General features: G+C 68.1%; 13 protein-coding genes and 2 pseudogenes. 4 read left to right on the top strand and 11 right to left on the bottom strand.

The window, feature by feature from the left end; all coding sequences use genetic code 11:
* The first annotated feature begins 288 nt into the window (after positions 1 to 288).
* Positions 289 to 1,506, top strand: coding sequence for an IS110 family RNA-guided transposase (locus LWJ43_RS29480; protein ID WP_277330547.1), 1,218 nt, complete (start codon positions 289 to 291; stop codon positions 1,504 to 1,506).
* A gap of 133 nt (positions 1,507 to 1,639) precedes the next feature.
* On the opposite strand, the pseudogene LWJ43_RS29485 reads toward LWJ43_RS29480, so the two are convergent.
* Both LWJ43_RS29485 and LWJ43_RS29490 read right to left on the bottom strand, forming a co-directional pair.
* A pseudogene (locus LWJ43_RS29485) lies at positions 1,640 to 2,008 on the bottom strand (heterodisulfide reductase-related iron-sulfur binding cluster); the annotation flags it as partial.
* A gap of 132 nt (positions 2,009 to 2,140) precedes the next feature.
* Complete coding sequence (locus LWJ43_RS29490; RefSeq protein ID WP_277335215.1) at positions 2,141 to 2,587, bottom strand: MarR family winged helix-turn-helix transcriptional regulator; 447 nt, start codon at positions 2,585 to 2,587, stop codon at positions 2,141 to 2,143.
* 166 nt (positions 2,588 to 2,753) lie between these two features.
* On the opposite strand from LWJ43_RS29490, the gene LWJ43_RS29495 reads away from it, so the two are divergent.
* A complete protein-coding gene (locus LWJ43_RS29495) occupies positions 2,754 to 4,577 on the top strand; it encodes an ABC transporter ATP-binding protein (protein ID WP_277335216.1) in 1,824 nt (607 codons plus the stop codon).
* Positions 4,578 to 4,699: 122 nt separating this feature from the next.
* Here the strand turns inward: LWJ43_RS29495 and LWJ43_RS29500 are convergent, their stop codons facing one another.
* Positions 4,700 to 5,776: an NAD(P)-binding domain-containing protein gene (locus LWJ43_RS29500; protein ID WP_277335217.1), complete on the bottom strand. Its 1,077-nt coding sequence runs from the start codon at positions 5,774 to 5,776 to the stop codon at positions 4,700 to 4,702.
* 86 nt (positions 5,777 to 5,862) lie between these two features.
* Between LWJ43_RS29500 and LWJ43_RS29505 the strand changes: the two genes are divergently transcribed.
* Positions 5,863 to 6,285, top strand: a complete 423-nt coding sequence (locus LWJ43_RS29505; protein WP_277335218.1) for a secondary thiamine-phosphate synthase enzyme YjbQ — start codon at positions 5,863 to 5,865, stop codon at positions 6,283 to 6,285.
* A gap of 524 nt (positions 6,286 to 6,809) precedes the next feature.
* Here the strand turns inward: LWJ43_RS29505 and LWJ43_RS29510 are convergent.
* From LWJ43_RS29510 to LWJ43_RS29535, 6 genes are all read right to left on the bottom strand, one after another.
* Complete coding sequence (locus tag LWJ43_RS29510; RefSeq protein ID WP_277335219.1) at positions 6,810 to 7,247, bottom strand: hypothetical protein; 438 nt, start codon at positions 7,245 to 7,247, stop codon at positions 6,810 to 6,812.
* Between the two features lie 17 nt (positions 7,248 to 7,264).
* Entirely contained in the window at positions 7,265 to 8,347 is a 1,083-nt protein-coding gene (locus tag LWJ43_RS29515; protein WP_277335220.1) for a hypothetical protein, read from the bottom strand.
* Entirely contained in the window at positions 8,344 to 10,275 is a 1,932-nt protein-coding gene (locus tag LWJ43_RS29520) for a hypothetical protein (RefSeq protein ID WP_277335221.1), read from the bottom strand. Before LWJ43_RS29520 ends, LWJ43_RS29515 begins: the two co-directional genes overlap by 4 nt.
* A gap of 65 nt (positions 10,276 to 10,340) precedes the next feature.
* Entirely contained in the window at positions 10,341 to 11,096 is a 756-nt protein-coding gene (locus LWJ43_RS29525; RefSeq protein ID WP_277335222.1) for a toll/interleukin-1 receptor domain-containing protein, read from the bottom strand.
* 14 nt (positions 11,097 to 11,110) lie between these two features.
* The gene (locus tag LWJ43_RS29530; RefSeq protein ID WP_277335223.1) at positions 11,111 to 12,403 is read right to left on the bottom strand and encodes a helix-turn-helix domain-containing protein; all 1,293 of its coding nucleotides are present in this window, start codon (positions 12,401 to 12,403) and stop codon (positions 11,111 to 11,113) included.
* Between the two features lie 726 nt (positions 12,404 to 13,129).
* Entirely contained in the window at positions 13,130 to 13,861 is a 732-nt protein-coding gene (locus LWJ43_RS29535) for a hypothetical protein (RefSeq protein ID WP_277335224.1), read from the bottom strand.
* A gap of 282 nt (positions 13,862 to 14,143) precedes the next feature.
* Between LWJ43_RS29535 and LWJ43_RS29540 the strand changes: the two are divergent.
* Positions 14,144 to 14,392: pseudogene (locus LWJ43_RS29540) on the top strand (class I SAM-dependent methyltransferase); the annotation flags it as partial.
* Between the two features lie 3 nt (positions 14,393 to 14,395).
* On the opposite strand, the gene LWJ43_RS29545 reads toward LWJ43_RS29540, so the two are convergent.
* Entirely contained in the window at positions 14,396 to 14,821 is a 426-nt protein-coding gene (locus LWJ43_RS29545) for a spore-associated protein A (RefSeq protein WP_277335225.1), read from the bottom strand.
* Between the two features lie 270 nt (positions 14,822 to 15,091).
* Entirely contained in the window at positions 15,092 to 16,600 is a 1,509-nt protein-coding gene (locus tag LWJ43_RS29550; RefSeq protein ID WP_277335226.1) for a DUF4246 domain-containing protein, read from the bottom strand.
* Positions 16,601 to 16,777: the final 177 nt, after the last annotated feature.

Genomic DNA, 16,777 nt, shown 5'->3' on the forward strand with positions numbered 1-16,777 from the left:
TCAGGTGGACACGGCCCTCCGCCGCCCCCGTTATGTTTTTCGCGGTCCTGCAACGGGGCCGCTGGCCTCTGGGCCCGGCATGACTGTGTCCCCCTGTCGAAGGCATGACCTGGGGGGTGGTGTCACCGGGTCCGGGGGTGTTCGTCGGAGACGCTGATCAGAGGTCCGGCCACCGTCCGGTCCGGCGCAATGCCGGACAGTTCGCGGGCGGCAGGTCTGCATAACGTGGATGCGCGAGCACGACACCCGAGCCGAGGCCGGCACCGTCAAACCCCCTGGAAGGGCGCGATGTTCGAGATCGAAGACGTGGGCGTGTTCCTCGGCCTGGACGTCGGCAAGTCCGCTCACCACGGGCACGGGCTCACCCCGGCCGGGAAGAAGGTCTTCGACAAGCCGCTGCCGAACAGCGAGCCGAAGCTGCGGGCCGTGTTCGACAAGCTGACCGCGAAGTTCGGCACCGTCCTGGTCATCGTGGACCAGCCCGCCTCCATCGGCGCTCTGCCCCTGGCCGTCGCCCGGGACACCGGCTGTCGCGTCGCCTACCTGCCCGGCCTGGCTATGCGCCGGATCGCCGACCTCTACCCCGGCGAGGCCAAGACCGACGCCAAGGACGCGGCCGTCATTGCCGACGCCGCACGGACCATGCCGCACACCCTGCGCTCGCTCGAACTGACCGACGAGATCACCGCCGAGCTGACCGTGCTGACCGGCTTCGACCAGGACCTGGCCGCCGAGGCCACCCGCACCAGCAACCGGATACGCGGCCTTCTCACCCAGTTCCACCCCAGCCTGGAGCGCGTCCTGGGGCCCCGCCTGGACCACCAAGCCGTCACCTGGCTCCTTGAACGCCACGGCTCCCCGGCCGCCCTGCGCAAAGCCGGCCGACGCCGCCTCGTCGAGCTGATCCGGCCCAAGGCCCCGCGCATGGCCGCACGGCTGATCGACGACATCTTCGACGCCCTGGACGAGCAGACCGTGACCGTTCCCGGCACCGGCACCCTCGACATCGTGGTCCCGTCCCTGGCCCGCTCGCTCGCCGCCGTCCACGAACAGCGCCGGGCCCTGGAAGCCCAGATCAACAGCCTGCTGGAGGCCCACCCTCTTTCCCAAGTCCTGACCTCGATGCCCGGCGTCGGCGTCAGGACCGCCGCAGTCCTGCTGGTCACCGTCGGCGACGGCACCAACTTCCCCACCGCCGCCCACCTGGCTTCCTACGCCGGCCTCGCACCGACGACCAAGTCCTCGGGCACCTCGATCCATGGCGAACACGCGCCCCGCGGCGGGAACCGGCAGCTGAAGCGGGCCATGTTCCTCTCCGCCTTCGCCTGCATAAACGCCGATCCGGCCTCCCGGACCTACTACGACAAGCAGCGAGCCCGCGGCAAAACCCACACCCAAGCCCTTCTCCGCCTCGCCCGCCAGCGCATCAGCGTCCTGTTCGCCATGCTCCGCGACGGCACCTTCTACGAATCGCGGGCGCCCAAGAACGTCGAGCTCGCCGCATAACCCCAGCAACACCGAACCACCCCAAACCCGACAGGGTGCCTTGACGAACGACATAGAGGCACCCCCCCCACGACGCGGGAGTTCCGGGCACCGGCGGTCAGTTGCGCTGCGGCGGACGGGCGCTGAGTCGCCGTCAGAGGGCCGGCCGCGTCGCCCGCTCCAGCTCGATGAGCGCCGAGTGGTAACGGCGGCCGGTCGCCCGGTCCATCCTGATCTCGCACGTGCGGTTCGCCGACAGACAGGCGTCGTACGCGCGGGTGTTGACCTCCGCGGCCTCCTTGGCGGTCGCCGAGTCCGTCAATTCCTCGTGCAACATGCCCCGATCGCCCGCGAACCCGCAGCATCCCACGTCGTCGGGCACGACGACCTCCTCCGCGCAGGCCTCGGCCAGGGTACGCAGGTGCGGGACGTCGCCGAGATGCTCCATCGAGCAGGTGGGATGCAGGACGGCGGAACCCGTACGGCGGAACACCGTCAGACGGGGGAGCAGCTCGTCGGCGGCCCCTTCCAGCGGGGCACCCGATCGAGGGACGGCGCACGTGCCGTGCCAGGGCGCAGGGCTTCCGGGTTCGGCTCCAGCAGCGGCATGTCAGTGTCCCCTCGACGGCGCGGTGCGGCGGCCGCACCGCATGCCTCAGCAGCGGCGGCGCTCCGGCATCCCGTCGACCAGAGCGGTGAGCAGACCGCCGAGCACCTCACGCTGTTCGGCGGTCAACGGAGCCAGGATCTCCTCCGCGGCCGCCTTCCGCGCGGCGCGCATCGAACGGAGCACCGCCCGCCCCTCCTCGGTGATCTCGATACGGACCACCCGGCGGTTGGCCGGATCCGGGGCGCGCCGCACCCTGCCGCTCGCCTCCAGGCCGTCGACCAGGGTGGTCACCGCCCGGGGGACGACGTCGAGCCGCTCGGCGAGATCGGCCATCCGGGGCGCGCCCTCGTAATGCGCGGTCGTGCGCAGCAGGCGGAACTGGGCCGGGGTGATGCCTATCGGCTCCAGTTGGCGGCTCTGGATGCGCTGGAGGCGGCGCGTGAGTCGCAGGAGCTGCTCGGCGAGCATGCCGTCGGAGTCGGGGGAGTCCATGAGGGAACAATATCAGGACCTGGTTCATTGTGAAGAGAGGTAACAATGAGCTAGGCTCTCAAAGGTCGGCCGGCCCGTCAGCTCCCGGTATCTCCGTGTCCGCTGCCGGAGGCCCGAGCCCCTCTCCCGTCACACGCTTGTCTCTCATACACCCCCGAAGGAGCCCATGAAACCCGACGAACCCGCCTGGACACCTCCAGCCGCGGACCCCGGGCAGCCGCCCGCCGAGCTGCGCCGCATCTTCCGTCTCTTCCGCCCCTACCGCGGCAGACTCACCGTGGTGGGCCTGCTGGTCGGCGCCTCCTCACTGGTGTCGGTCGCCTCCCCGTTCCTGCTCCGTGAGGTCCTGGACATCGCGATCCCCCAGGGGCGCACGGGGCTCCTCACGCTGCTCGCGCTCGGCATGATCCTCACCGCCGTGCTGAACAGCGTCTTCGGCGTCCTGCAGACACTGATCTCCACGACGGTCGGGCAGCGCGTCATGCACGACCTGCGCACCGCCGTCTACACCCAGCTGCAGCGGATGCCGCTCGCCTTCTTCACCCGGACCCGCACCGGCGAGGTCCAGTCCCGCATCGCCAACGACATCGGCGGGATGCAGGCGACGGTCACCTCCACCGCGACCTCCCTGGTCTCCAACCTGACCTCCGTCGTCGCCACCGTGGTCGCCATGCTCGCCCTGGACTGGCGGCTCACGGTCGTCTCGCTGCTCCTGCTGCCCGTCTTCGTCTGGATCAGCCGCCGGGTCGGCCGCGAACGCAAGAAGATCACCACCCAGCGCCAGAAGCAGATGGCCGCGATGGCGGCCACGGTTACCGAATCGCTCTCTGTCAGCGGCATCCTGCTCGGCCGCACCATGGGCCGCTCGGACTCCCTCACCCGGAACTTCTCCGAGGAGTCGGAGCGCCTGGTCGACCTGGAAGTGCGCTCCAGCATGGCGGGTCGCTGGAGGATGTCGACCATCGGGATCGTGATGGCCGCCATGCCCGCGGTCATCTACTGGGCAGCGGGCCTCACTCTCCAGTCGGGCGTCACCGCCGTCTCCATCGGCACGCTGGTCGCCTTCGTCTCGCTCCAGCAGGGCCTGTTCCGCCCCGCCGTGAGCCTGCTCTCCACCGGCGTGCAGATGCAGACGTCCCTCGCCCTGTTCGCCCGCATCTTCGAGTACCTCGATCTCGAGGTGGACATCACCGAGCCCGAGAAGCCCGTCCGCCTGGAGCAGATCCGCGGCGAGGTGGCCTTCGAGAAGGTCACCTTCAGCTACGACGAGAAGAGCGGCCCGACCCTGAGCGACGTCGATGTGACCGTGCCCGCGGGGAACAGCCTGGCCGTCGTCGGACCCACCGGATCGGGCAAGTCCACGCTCAGCTATCTGGTCCCGAGGCTGTACGACGTCACGGGGGGCCGGGTCACGATCGACGGGGTCGATGTGCGCGACCTCGACTTCGACACCCTCGCCCGCGCCGTCGGCGTGGTCTCCCAGGAGACGTACCTCTTCCACGCCTCGGTCGCGGAGAACCTCCGCTTCGCCAAGCCGGACGCCACCGACGAGGAGATCGAGGCCGCGACCCGCACCGCGCAGATCCACGACCACATCGCGGGCCTGCCCGACGGGTACGACACCCTGGTCGGCGAACGCGGCTACCGGTTCTCGGGTGGTGAGAAGCAACGGCTGGCCATTGCCCGCACGATCCTCCGGGACCCGCCCGTGCTGATCCTCGACGAGGCGACCAGCGCTCTCGACACCCGTACGGAACACGCCGTACAGCAGGCCATCGACGCCCTGTCGAAGGGGCGCACCACGCTCACCATCGCGCACCGGCTCTCCACCGTCAGGGACGCGGACCAGATCGTCGTCCTGGACGACGGCCAGGTGGCTGAACGTGGCACGCACGACGAACTGCTCGCGCAGGACGGACGCTATGCCGCCCTGATCCGCCGCGACAGCCACCCCGTCCCCGGCGGCTCCATGACGCCGGTGGCCACGTGACTCCGGTGCGCCGCCTGACGCCGGTGGCCATGCGACGGCGCTGGTGACGTGACTCCGGCTGCCGCATGACCATGGTGGCCGCGTGACTCCGGTTACCGCATGACCACGGTGGCCACGTGACCTCAGGCAGGCACACCGTCCAGCAGTCCGGTCACCGAGCGGACCGCCGCCCGGCCCGCCCGGTTGGCGCCGATCGTGCTGGCGGACGGGCCGTACCCGACGAGATGGACACGCGCGTCCCGCACGGCCCGGGTGTCCTCGACACGGATGCCGCCGCCGGGCTCGCGGAGTCTCAGCGGCGCGAGATGATCGACGGCGGCCCGGAAGCCGGTCGCCCAGAGGATGACATCGGCCTTCACCGTGCGGCCGTCGGACCAGGCCACGCCGTCCGGCGTGATGCGTTCGAACATGGGGAGGCGGTCGAGTACTCCCTGCTCGCGCGCACGCCGCACGGCGTCGTTGAGCGGCAGCCCGGTCACGCTCACCACGCTCTGTGGCGGCAGCCCGAGGCGTACACGCTCCTCGACCATGGCCACCGCCGCCCGCCCCTGCTCCTCGCCGAACGGCCCCTCCCGGAACACCGGAGGGCGCCGAGTCACCCAGTACGTCTCCGACGCCACCTCGGCGATCTCCATCAGGTGCTGGGTGCCCGACGCGCCTCCGCCGACCACGACCACGCTCAGACCGGCGAACTCCGTGGGCCCTGGGTAGTTCGCGGTGTGCAACTGACGCCCGCGGAAGCTCTCCTGACCGGGATAACGCGGCCAGAACGGCCGGTCCCAGGTGCCGGTGGCGTTGATGAGGGCGCGGGTGGCATACGGGCCCTCGGAGGTCTCGACGAGCAGCCGGCCACCTGCGCCCTCGCGCACGGCGCTCACCTCGACGGGGCGGTGCACCCGCAGACCGAAGCGCTGCTCGTACGCGTCGAAGTAGGCGCCGATCACCTCCGACGAGGGCCCGCTGTCATCCGCACCGGTCAGTTCCATGCCGGGCAGGGAGTGCATCCCGTGCACCTTGCCGTACGTCAGTGAGGGCCAGCGGAACTGCCAGGCGCCGCCGGGCCGGGGAGCGTGGTCCAGCACGACGAATTCCCGGTCGGGCCCCAGGCCTGCACGACGCAGGTGGTAGGCGGCGGACAGCCCGGCCTGCCCGGCGCCGATGACGACCACGTCCAGCTCACGTGTCCCGGAGTTGTTCACGTTTCTACCAACCCTGGCCGTGCTCCGGATCTTCCCGGAGCGCGATCAGTCCGGGCGATCAGTCCGGGCGACGAGAGAATGGGGCCATGTCCGACACCTTTGCCACCCACATGCTGAGCGTCCCCACAGGACGCGCCGAAACGGTCGTCGACCTGACTGAGGATTGCGCACAGTTCCTCGCCCGCGCCGCACATGGCAGGGACGGCCTGCTCAACGTCTTCGTACCCCACGCCACCGCCGGAATCGCGATCCTGGAGACCGGGGCCGGCAGTGACGACGACCTCCTCACCGCCCTGCAGACCCTGCTCCCCGCCGACGACCGCTGGCGCCACCGCCACGGGAGCCCCGGCCACGGCCGTGACCACGTACTTCCGGCACTCGTACCCCCGCACGCCACGCTGCCGGTGATCGGAGGGAGGCTGGAGCTGGGGACGTGGCAGTCGGTGTGCCTGGTGGACACGAACGTCGATAACGCGGACCGTCAGGTGCGGCTGAGCTTCCTAGGTTAGTGAGTCGCTTGGAAGGGACAGTGGAGAAGAAGTCCGGCCGCGCCAACTGAGTGGCGGGCGCGGCTGCCCGCCGGTCCCCAGGTCGCCGAGCGTGGTTCCACCTTTGGTGGGCGCCCTCCCGGATCGCCCCCGTGTTCCGGACGACGCACGTTGTGGAATGCGCGGCGATCGTGCATCGGAGGCCGAGGCCTCTGGATCCGCAGTCCTGTGCGTGCGCACTATGTGCGGGCGGTGGGTTTTGCGCGATACCCGGACGCTGAAATGGCGCCCGCGGCGTTGGTCCTGATGGGGGTTATAGCGGTGTGTGCATTACTGCAGGTGGGCGAAGCGGTCTGCCGCTGCCAGTTGCGTGGAGGGGGATAGGCAGGTGTCGAAGCGTCGGCCAGGGCGGCCTTACCCGGGGACAGCCACGGCCAGAAGCTTGCCGTCGCCGAGGAGCAGCCAGCCTTGGCCAGGGGCGACAGGCCAGCCGATGATGGCATCTGCGGTCCACACGCCAACCACGTCGCCCGTGCTCGCGCATCTCAGTCCTGCACGGGGAGGCCGGTGCCGTGGACATGGAACGTGAGCCCTGTGATCCGGCCTGACTGGATCACAGGGCCGTGCTGAACTCCGCCGTTGACGTTGTTGTATACGGGTACCGGGTGGGCCACGGATGTGTTGACCATCTGCCGGAGAGAGGTCAGCACCTCATGCAACTCGGCGCTGGTGACAGAGGCCGTCTGTAGAAGCCTGTGCAGGTCCGTGTGCCATTGGTCCGTGATCTCACAGGTGGCTTGCGCGTCGCCGGCAAGCAGCCTGGTCCGTGCGGCGTCAAGGTCGGCGATCGTGGTGCCGCCTGCATCAGCACGTGACAAGAGCCGGCCGACGAGCGCACGCGCCTGCGTCCAAGAATCGGTGACCATGAGAGAGACCAACGTGGTCGCTCCCGAGGCGGCGAGAGCGGTGAACTCGGTTTCCATTGTTTCCTTTCCTGGGGTCAGATCCCGGATGTCGGTCGGGTTGCGCCGCCGGTGCTCTCAGGCGGCTCTCCGTCGTCCGGGGTGAAGGCCGCCGGCGGGTCGAACCGGCGCACCAGATCGTCAGCCGTCTCATGCTGGTCCTGGTCCCTGATGGCGTCGGCGAACTGCTTGGCCAGCAACCGCCTTTGGGTGTCCGCGTCCTCGAGGTTGAGAGCGGTCAGCGCGTCCGCGAGGTGGTCCGCGGCCGTCGGCACTCGGCCGAAGGGGGCTGCCTGCCGATCCGCAAGCACCTGGCCGTCCTCCACCTCACGCGGCTGCGGGATGAGGTCCCGCAGTCGTTCGGGAACGTCGGTGTTGTTGGCCGCGGAAGTAAGCCGGGCGAGCAAGCCGAGGTCTTCCACAGTTCTCTCGACCTTTTCGTCGTTCTTGGCGAGCCACCAGACCACGGCGCTGCCGGTGTCCTTCAGCACGTCTTCGCCCAGGTACTTGCGCTTGCTCTGCTCGTACTTCCGCTGGTGCTCCCAGACTGCCTGGTCCTTGCGTACCCCGGCGAGGCTGTCCAGGCGTTCCTGGTCGTGCTCGTGCAGGGTGAGCCGCACATCCTCCGCCATGGCGTGGAGCTGCCCTGTGCTGTCAGGAAGCAGCGAGCTGAGCGCACCGCTCAGCTCGTGCTGGACGAGTGAGACCCGACCGGGCTCCCGCTGCTCGGTGACTACTCGGGCACGGTCCAGTACGGATTCGACTGCGAGGCCCGCCGGGTTCAGTACCCTGCCGGGACGGGAAGCATCGAGGGCGTACCAGCGAACGGTTGCGGAGATCAGGAAGTCGTAGTCGGCCCATCGACTGGGAAGTGCTACCCGGCTGACGTGGTGCTCCGTGCGCTCGATGGGAGCCGCCGTGAGGTGTTCCTCGAAGGCGACTGGCACGGAGCCGCGGCGAAGCTTGACGATTTTGAAAGCCACGGCCGGAGCCGCGACGAGGATCACCGCAAGGGGCGGCCAAGCCCATGTGGGCCACTGTTCCGTCAGGCCGAAAATGGTCAGCACCAGACCGCACAGGATGGTGAAGAAGACGGTTGTCGTCTTGTGTCCGGTGGTCACGGTTCGGTCCCCCTGGTTGATTCCGTGCGAGGCGGTGTAGTCGGGCTGCTCAGGCGCTGAGCTGAGCAGATCTTCTGAAGTAGCAGGTCGGTGGTGAGCGCGGCGCGCGAGGATCCGACGGGCGCGGTGCGTTCGGCGTCGCGGGCGCTCGCGTAGAGCGCGGCGAAGGCTGCACCGCGTCCCTCGCACCGGGCGGCTGCGCTGACGAGGAGTTCGAGCAAGAGGTCACCCTTGTGCCCGTCATCAGCCGCTGCGTGCATCCAGTGTTCCGCGTACGGTTGCCATGCTGGCCGAGGCAGCCCGTTCAGTACGGCGCGCCAGCAGGTGGTCACGGAGGACTGCACGCTCTCCTCCTCCACCAGCGTGCGTCCGTTGTCGTGCGGGTCGGTCAGCGCCTCGGGGACGCCGACCCGTAGGAAAATGCAGAGGTCAGCCGGCGAGAGTTCGGAGCGTGCCAGCCGGTGGAGCAATCTACGGCGCAGTCGGTGGCTCGTCTCCACCAGGTCGCTCAGCGCACGCAGCGCGCTGCCGGTGCTGTGCTCGCGGCGAGCCAGGTAGTACAGCCGGAGCATGGCTTGGTCGGGGTGGCCGGCTGCGACGACGTCGGCACAGACCTGGACCAGGACCTGGGCGAACTGCTCCTTGAGCTGCTTGCCGGTGCACCTCTGGTAGATCCAGCCTCGGAAGCTCCGCGCATGTACCCGATCACCGAGACCACAGGTGAGTGCCTGGACGGCGGCCTCGAACCCAGCCTTGCTCGCGGCCGTCGAGCCCCAGGCTTCGGCCAGCGACGCCAGTCCTTCCGGGCGACCCGTCCGTAGATACTCTCCGGCCAGCTTTGCCACGAGGCCGTCGCGGAGTTCCTGGGTGATGTGCGGGCCGTTCAGCGCCACACTGCGCGCGGTCCACATGCCCAGATACTGACGAAGGTCGGGCATGTGGTCCCAGAAGTGGGCGCGGATGGCGGAGTCGTGGTCCAACTCCCCGAACCGCACATGACCGTCCGATCCGACACCGGCGGAGATTTCCGCCAAGCGCTCTGCGAGATCCTTACGCTGCAGCAGCGGAACATCGTCGGGCGGCAGACCCACGGTATCCAGCAGGAGTTGAGCGGCGTGATGGATCATGTCGGCGTGTGCGCCGTGGAGCATGGCGACGGTGATCAGCAGTGCCCTCTGAGGACTGTCGCCCAACGTGGAGACGAGGGTGGCGACCTCCTCTCGCCGGTCGGCCCGTGCCTTGTGCGCACTTGTACACCACTGCGCGAACCCTTCGTCCCACGCGGCGGCCTCGCGCGCACGCCGTACCAGGTCGGCGAAATCCGCTATCTCTCGCAGCGGCCTCTGCTCGCGGACGAAGTCCGTGACTGTGGCATCCGGGCGGAGGTAGTGCTCGCTCGGCACCCCATGCACGCGAAGGTGCCGCCGCAGGACCCGCTTGCGGCATGGCTGCTGAATCTCGACCCTGTACTGCTGCAGGTCGGAGTCGATGATTCCCCCATGAGGCATGACGACCACGAGATGTGCCTTCTGCTCGTGTACCGCCTTGCGGAGGGCGGAGAGATCGGCCTGGGCGGCGGCCCACCTGACGGCCTCGGCGGCCGACATATCCAGCAGCAGGCGGTCGCCGGCTCCGACCAGCTCCGGGTCGGTGAGGGGCAGTTCGCCTTCCTCGTCTGGCAAGAGCTCCCGGAAGGCGCCGATGTCCGTGTGGTGTTCGCGTAGGAGTACACGGGCCGTGGAGGTCCGGCCGCTGCCAGGTGCGCCGTCCAGAATCACAGTGCCAGTGCCGGCCAGTTGGAAGCGGGCGTTCCCCATGCCGGGCGGAGCGACCAGCACGCGCCGAAGCCACGCGAGCTGGTCATCGGCGACGCGACGGAAGGAAAGTCTGTCCGAGCTCCGCTGGTCGGTGCCGAAGGTGACGTACATGTCCCCTGTGCCGTTGTGCAGGGCCCCGCTCGTGCTGGTGACCCATGTACTGCCGCTGCGCTCGCTCACCGGTCGTCGCCCTCATGTTCTTGGGCTTCACCGAACCGGTGCCTGATGTCACCGTGGTGATCGCCCTCGAAGTACGTCATCCCGTTGCCCGAGAAGTGCCGGCCGCCCGACTCATTGCGGGAATTCTGATAGATGTCGCCCTGGCCCGTGTGTACGGGCCCGGTGGAGGCTTTGATGACGGTGCCCCCAACGTCGCCGGTGAAGTCACGGCTCTGTACGGCCGTGCCGCTCACGTCCCCGATCGAGTTGGTCACCGAGTCCGGTGTGGGCGGGGAGACGGCGTCCCGGTCCAGGTCGCGCAGACCCGGGACGATGTCGGCCACCACGTCACCGAGGCGTTTCAGACCTGCCTCGGTGTCATGTGTGCTGAAGGGGACGGACTGGATCTCTGTAAGCCAGGCCAGTTCGTCAGGCAGGTCGGCTCTGTTCAGCCGGTCGGTCTTCCGGCCGTCTAGTACGGGAACGACGGCAAGCTCACAGTTGAACGCCTCCATGATCTCCTTGCGTACCCAGTCCTCGGGGTCGTGCAGCCGGCTCTGGAAATTCGTCCAGTCCGGGCCGATGACAGCCAGAACCACCGCACTGCGACGCAGGCCCGTCAGCAGTTCATCGGGATATGCCTGACCGGGAGCGATGGACTTCGAGGCTCGGAAAATCCGGCCACTGCCGAAGCGACGCGAGAGCTCCTGGTCGATCAGGGCGGCCGTCTTGTCGCCGTCCCCTGTGCGGTAGTTGATGAATACATCGGTCATTTCAAAGCCTTTCTTCAGGATGTGGGAGGGCGCGTTAAGGTGCCGAGGCGCGGAGCAAGCCGGCGTACGGCAGCGTGCGTGGGATGCCGAGCCAGGAGACGGGCGAGACGCCGAAGATCGATCGTGACGGTCGCGGACCGGACCGTGGCTACCCCGACAAGAAGCGGTTCCGTCACAGCGCACGCGTGGTCGATCTCGCCGTCCGACGCATAGGCCAGAGCCCGTCGTATCCCGTACCGCACCTGGGTGCGGACCGCGTCCCGAGAGACCAGGGCAAGCTGCCGGTCCAGTTCCGCAGCCGCCTCCCGTGGACGGCCGAGGTCGACCAGGCACCAGCCGGTGACCATGCCGACCGAGTCTGGCAGGTGCATGCTGCCGATCACCGGAGTTTCGACGCCGCCTTCCTTGCGGACAAGAAGCGTGCGGGCCCGGTCCAGGGCGCGCAGACAGGCGTCACGATCGCCTGCCAGTGCATGGCCTTGCGCCTCGCGTTGTGCCGCTAGCCCGCGGATCCGCGGTGGCAGCGTGTCGCTCTGGGCCCGCTGCGCCAGTGCGATCGTCTGTGCCGCGTCATCCTGGTACAACGTGATCAGCGCTCTGCGGACCAATGCGTAGCCGCCCAGTGCGTGGTCGCCGCCGGCGGCTGCCAGGTCCACCGCGCGCCGTGTCCACCACAGCGCCGCGTGCTCGTCGCCTGTCTCCTGCATCAGCCAGCCCACGTACTCGGCGTAGCGGGAGCCGAGCGCCAGCAGATCCCGGCGGGTGCCGTCGTCGACATGCAGGGACAGTTCCCGCAGTGTGTGTGTCTGGGCGATCAGGCCGGGAAGTAGGTACCCGGGCTCGACGCTCTGCCCCAGACGCCGGTAGTGCGTGAACAGAGAGCGGGATGCCTCCAGCATCCCCGCACCTGCGGCAGGGGCGACCGGTCCCGGGGCGCCCATGCCTAATCTCATCAGCGATGCGGCGCCTGCCCCCACGACCTGTCGCCGTCCTAAGGCCTGAAACCAGCTCGGGCCATCTGGTGACAGTTGCATGGTCCACTCCTCCTCTTCGATCGCGCCGGGAGTCTGCACAAGCGGTGTGCCCGCGACAGGTCGGATGGCCAGGGCGACAAGTGCTCCGTCGGCCTGGAGGACGGCGTCGCACAGACGGACGAGATCCCGGCTGGGAGCCTTGATGCCTCGTTCGACCTTGCTCAGCTGCGCCTTGCTGTAGTGCACGGCGCCGGACAGTGTGGTGAGGCTGAGTCCTGCGTCCAGACGACGCTTTCTCAACTCCTCGCCGAACCCGGTGGACGGCTGTGGCACGGGACTCTCCTGACCGACCGTCCAGGCGAAGGCGTTCGCAGGTAAGAGTGCGGCAGGGCCAGCCGGACGGACAAGGCGATCGATGCTGTTTCCCGTTTCCTTCTCCGCAGGTGAGGAGTGCTACTCCCTGAATCGGGTGCTGTTTGGGGCGTGCTGATCACAGGGATGTTGCTCGCGCGCCCCCGCATACGACCGACGTACGCCGCTGGGGAGGGGAGGTCGGGACACGGAGATTCGCCGGAGGCTTTGAGCCGTCGGCGAGGACACCGCGCAGGAGGACGAGGGCAGCACGATCCTCGAATGCGTCTGACGGGATTACCGCGCCGTGTGGTGTGGAGACACTACCTCCGCCTCACACCCAGACCGTCAGGTTTACGGATCCAGGGAGCACAGCATCTCCAGTAGTCCCTGGTGCCGACGCCAGGCGGTGACGGGATCCGGGCTGAAGTGCAAGCCGGTGCGGAACTGGCGGCACTCGTCGAGCGCAACCAGGAGGTACTCAGACCTGACCGCCGGCTGGGCGCTGTCGGCTGCCTCCGCGCCTGACATCGCTCCCACATTGCGGCGCGCCTTGCACGGACATAGCAATACCACCGCTGAAAAAGGAACGGACAACCGCATTCCGGCAGGCCGCAGAATCCGATGACGGCCGATGTGTTTTTGGTGCTGTCCCGGTGGTGACGCCGGGCAGATCAAACCGCCCGGGCCAGGTACGCGATCGGGCGATCACTCCACGTCGTGCTGCAGGCGCACAACCTCCATCGACGAGGGCAGAGATTCCATACCGGAGACTGCAACTCCCTTTGGCAGCGAAATCGTGCGAAGAGGCAGCACCGATGCCAGGGGTGCCACGTCCAGGTGGGGCAGCGAAGTCTCGATGGTCAGGGAGTGAAGGTGCGGAAATTCACGCAGCCACCTCCAGGAGTCACCGATGTCCGAGGTCAGCCACAGATGAGTGAGCTGTGCCTGGCGGCAGCCGTTGAGGAAGTCGACGGTGGTGAAATCGCCGACGATCCTGGCCCGCCCGCCGAAACTGCTGATCGTTTGGAGCTCGGCCGGGTTGGAGACCGGGAAGTAAAGTTCATCCGGGCCGAGATGGGCGATGACCTCCTGACCGTAGATGTTGGTATCGAAGCGGCTCCAGGCTCCTACGAGTTCATTGCGCACCCGTAGGTCGTGGTAGCCGCGATAGCGGGCGAGCACGTCGATCGCCGCATCGGTCGCGATACGGGTGGCGGCGAAGACCGTGAAGTACGCCTCGTCGGCTACCCGCTGTACGGCGGCCTTGTCCTCGTCCGACCGTTCGTCGATGATCCTCTCGTCGGCAGGCCGCTTCTCTTCAGGTGGCGCGTCCGGCGGATGCGGAAGAAGGTCCAGCACCACCGGGCCGACCTCGATCAGCGCTCGGGCCTGATCTGCTGTGCGGGGCGGGATCAGGGCGCCGGCGCGCTGCTGCACTTCCGCCCGGACCTCGGGGTCGAGTTCCGTGGCGTGTTCCAGACACGCCGCCGCCAACAGGTGCAGTCGGTTCCTTTGGCCGCGTGCTGGGGACACCGACCCACGCCGCCCGGCCGGCAGCTCAGCCTCCGTGCCGCCCTCCGGTTCGTGGTCGGAGACCCGGCACCTCCACGCTCACTGTGCAGGGCGGCGCGGCGGCCCTGGGTGGGCGGCGGCGCGACGTGCGGTGCGCGGGGGAAAGCCTGTCGACACCTGCCCCGCCCGTCCTGGACCGTGTGCGGCATGAGACAGGGCGAGATCTGGGACGCCGATGCGGCCAAGAGCTACGACACGCCCGGCTCCGGCATGTTCGCACCTGATGCCCTCGGGCCGACCGTAGAGACTCTCGCCGAACTCGCGGACGAGGGAGCCGTGTTGGAGTTCGCCATCGGTACGGGCCGGGTGGCCGTCCCGCTCGCGGCCCAGGGTGTCGCGGTCACCGGCATCGAGCTGAGCCGGCCCATGGTCGAGCAGTTGCGCACGAAGGCCGATGGATCAGCCGCAGTTCGTCGCGTACCGGATGACGTACTGCTCGGGGGCGGGGCCGATCGCGCCGGACCAGTCGATGCAGGCCCCCTTGCCACTGATGTACACGGGGCCCGCGTAGCTGGTGTACGTGCCGTGATCGTCCACGGCGGTGTCTCCCTGATCGGCGAGCTGGAATCCCGCGTAGATGTAGACGCCCGCACCCGGCGTGTTGCGGATGGTGACGATGCAGTTCTTCCCGGTGGCCGCGCTGTAGGTCAGGTACGTCATCCCCCTTGTGCCCACCGCGGCCGAGTTGACGACGGAGTACCCGGTTCCGCAGGCGCCGTTGTATGCCGCCGCCGCGGCGGCCGAGGGCGCTGTGACGAGACCGGCCCCCAAGAACGTCATCGAGAGAGCTCCACCGGTGACCGTACGCCGCAGGGAGGGACGCATGAATACTCCTTCAGGGACAACCGCGAGGACCGTAGATCAAGATCATCAGAGCACCGGGGTGCGCTCACGTCAACATGGTCGGGTGACCCAACTCGGCTATAGCGTAGTGGAGTTAGCTCCCCCAGGCGTGCGTTCACCGATGTCGTCGGAGGCTGCGTGAGGCAGGTACGTCTGGAGGCGCCGCCATGGTGCGGTTCGGCACCTGCCGGTGATCCCGCCGTGGGCGCCGCCCGCCCGGTAGGTCATGACGCCCGACCCGAAATTCCGAGGTCAGTGCTCGCAGAGGGAGAATTCGCGCTCGTAGAGCTGCTCGTTGTGCTCGTCGACGAAGAACTTGCGTTCCCGCATGAGCTGTTCGCGATAGTCCTTCGCCTGTTCAAGAGTCATGGTCGAGGTGTCGGACCATGGCTGTTGCGGCGGCACATCGGATGTCGAGACGATCCTCTCCGACGGGTCGACCAGGAAGAACGCGAGAATTCTGCGATACCCCGGGCGGGTGGAGTCCGTGAGGCGGAACGAGCTGACGCGGTGCTGCAGGACGTTCGGGAACGCCAGGCAGCGGCCGGCGGGAGTCGACGCCGATCCCAGCGTCTGGTTCAGAGCGTCTTCGTTCTCCAGGCCGTAGACCTCGCGCAGGCCGTTGTCGTCATTCTGTTCGTAGCTGGGGTCGTCGAGTGCCGCCCGGAAGCTCAGTCGGCTCTCGGTGATGTTCTCGCTGTCCCAGTAGTAGATGCCGGTCGAGACGATCCGCTCGTTCAGCATCCCCTCGACATGCCAGGAACCGCCGGGGTATTCGGGCTTCTCCGGGGTGAGGCGAATGGTGGCGAGCTTGACGATGACCTGGAGGCCGCGGCCACGCAGGTCGACGCGGGCGGAGTCATCGGGCAACTCCGCCGGGTCGAAGGCCGGGGCGTCCGGGACGACCGGGCGACGGGTCTCCCACCAGCTGTCCATGGCCTCCTCCCACGCGTGGAGGGCTTCTGTGTAGGCCTCATCGTCACCGTGGGAGGACTTGTCCGGATACTCCGGCTCCGAGTCGTACCACCCGAAGGGATCGGCCTTGATCCGCAGGGGCCGTGGATGGCGCAGATCGGTGAGCACGTTCTCCAGCAGCGGGCGCATGCGTGCGAACAGGTCCGGCAGGACGGTGGCCAGTTCGTGATGACGCTCGGGATGGATGTTGTTGACGTACGAACGGAAGGCGACATCGCCCTCGGCGCTGACGTCGACGTCCGTGGGGAGCCACTGGAACCTCTCCGAGAACTCGTACTTCGAGTAGCGGTCAGTAGGGTTCTGCCAGGCCCGCTCGGGCGCGCCGCTCACCTCTTTCACCAGGCAGAACAGGGAGGGGTGAACCAGGTCCAGCACCTGGCCGCCGGAGCCGGGGTGCCAGTCCTGTTCTGCTTCGGGGACCTCTTCCAGAATCCGGACGGCCTCGCGCAGCCGGGAATTGAGCTCCTCGTCGATCAGCGTGTCCGAATGCCACACGCCATCGACGGCGGACACCTCGATACCGGTTCGTCCGTCCCGCAGCGCGGCGTAGTGCGCGAGTTCGGCGAGTACGTAACGAACCTGCGCTTCAGTCAGCCCTTGGGCGAGCGCTTCCCGCGTCCATCTGGCGACGATTTCTGCGTCGTTCATCTTCTCGAACCAGTCCGGCTTCGCCCGTATGTGGGAGCTGCACCGCATCATCTGAAGTTCCCGCAGCGTTCGGGGTGTCGCGAACGATTTGGAACGGGAAGCGTGAAAGGGCAGCGGGAAGGCAGGCAGGCCGGACAATTCTCTTGGTCCTTCGAGTCGGTGTGTGGTGGCCGGAAGAATATGTCAGCGGACCGACAGCGACACCGCGGTAGCCGAGCCGAGCCGAGCCGTAGCCGCAGTCCGTGTCGTCGTCGGTCCCGGGGCCCGGCCCCAGTCGCGGTCCACGACGTGTCCGGGCGCTCCAGCGCTCCGATG

The sequence above is a fragment of the Streptomyces sp. JH34 genome, assembly GCF_029428875.1.
GTDB lineage: Bacteria > Actinomycetota > Actinomycetes > Streptomycetales > Streptomycetaceae > Streptomyces.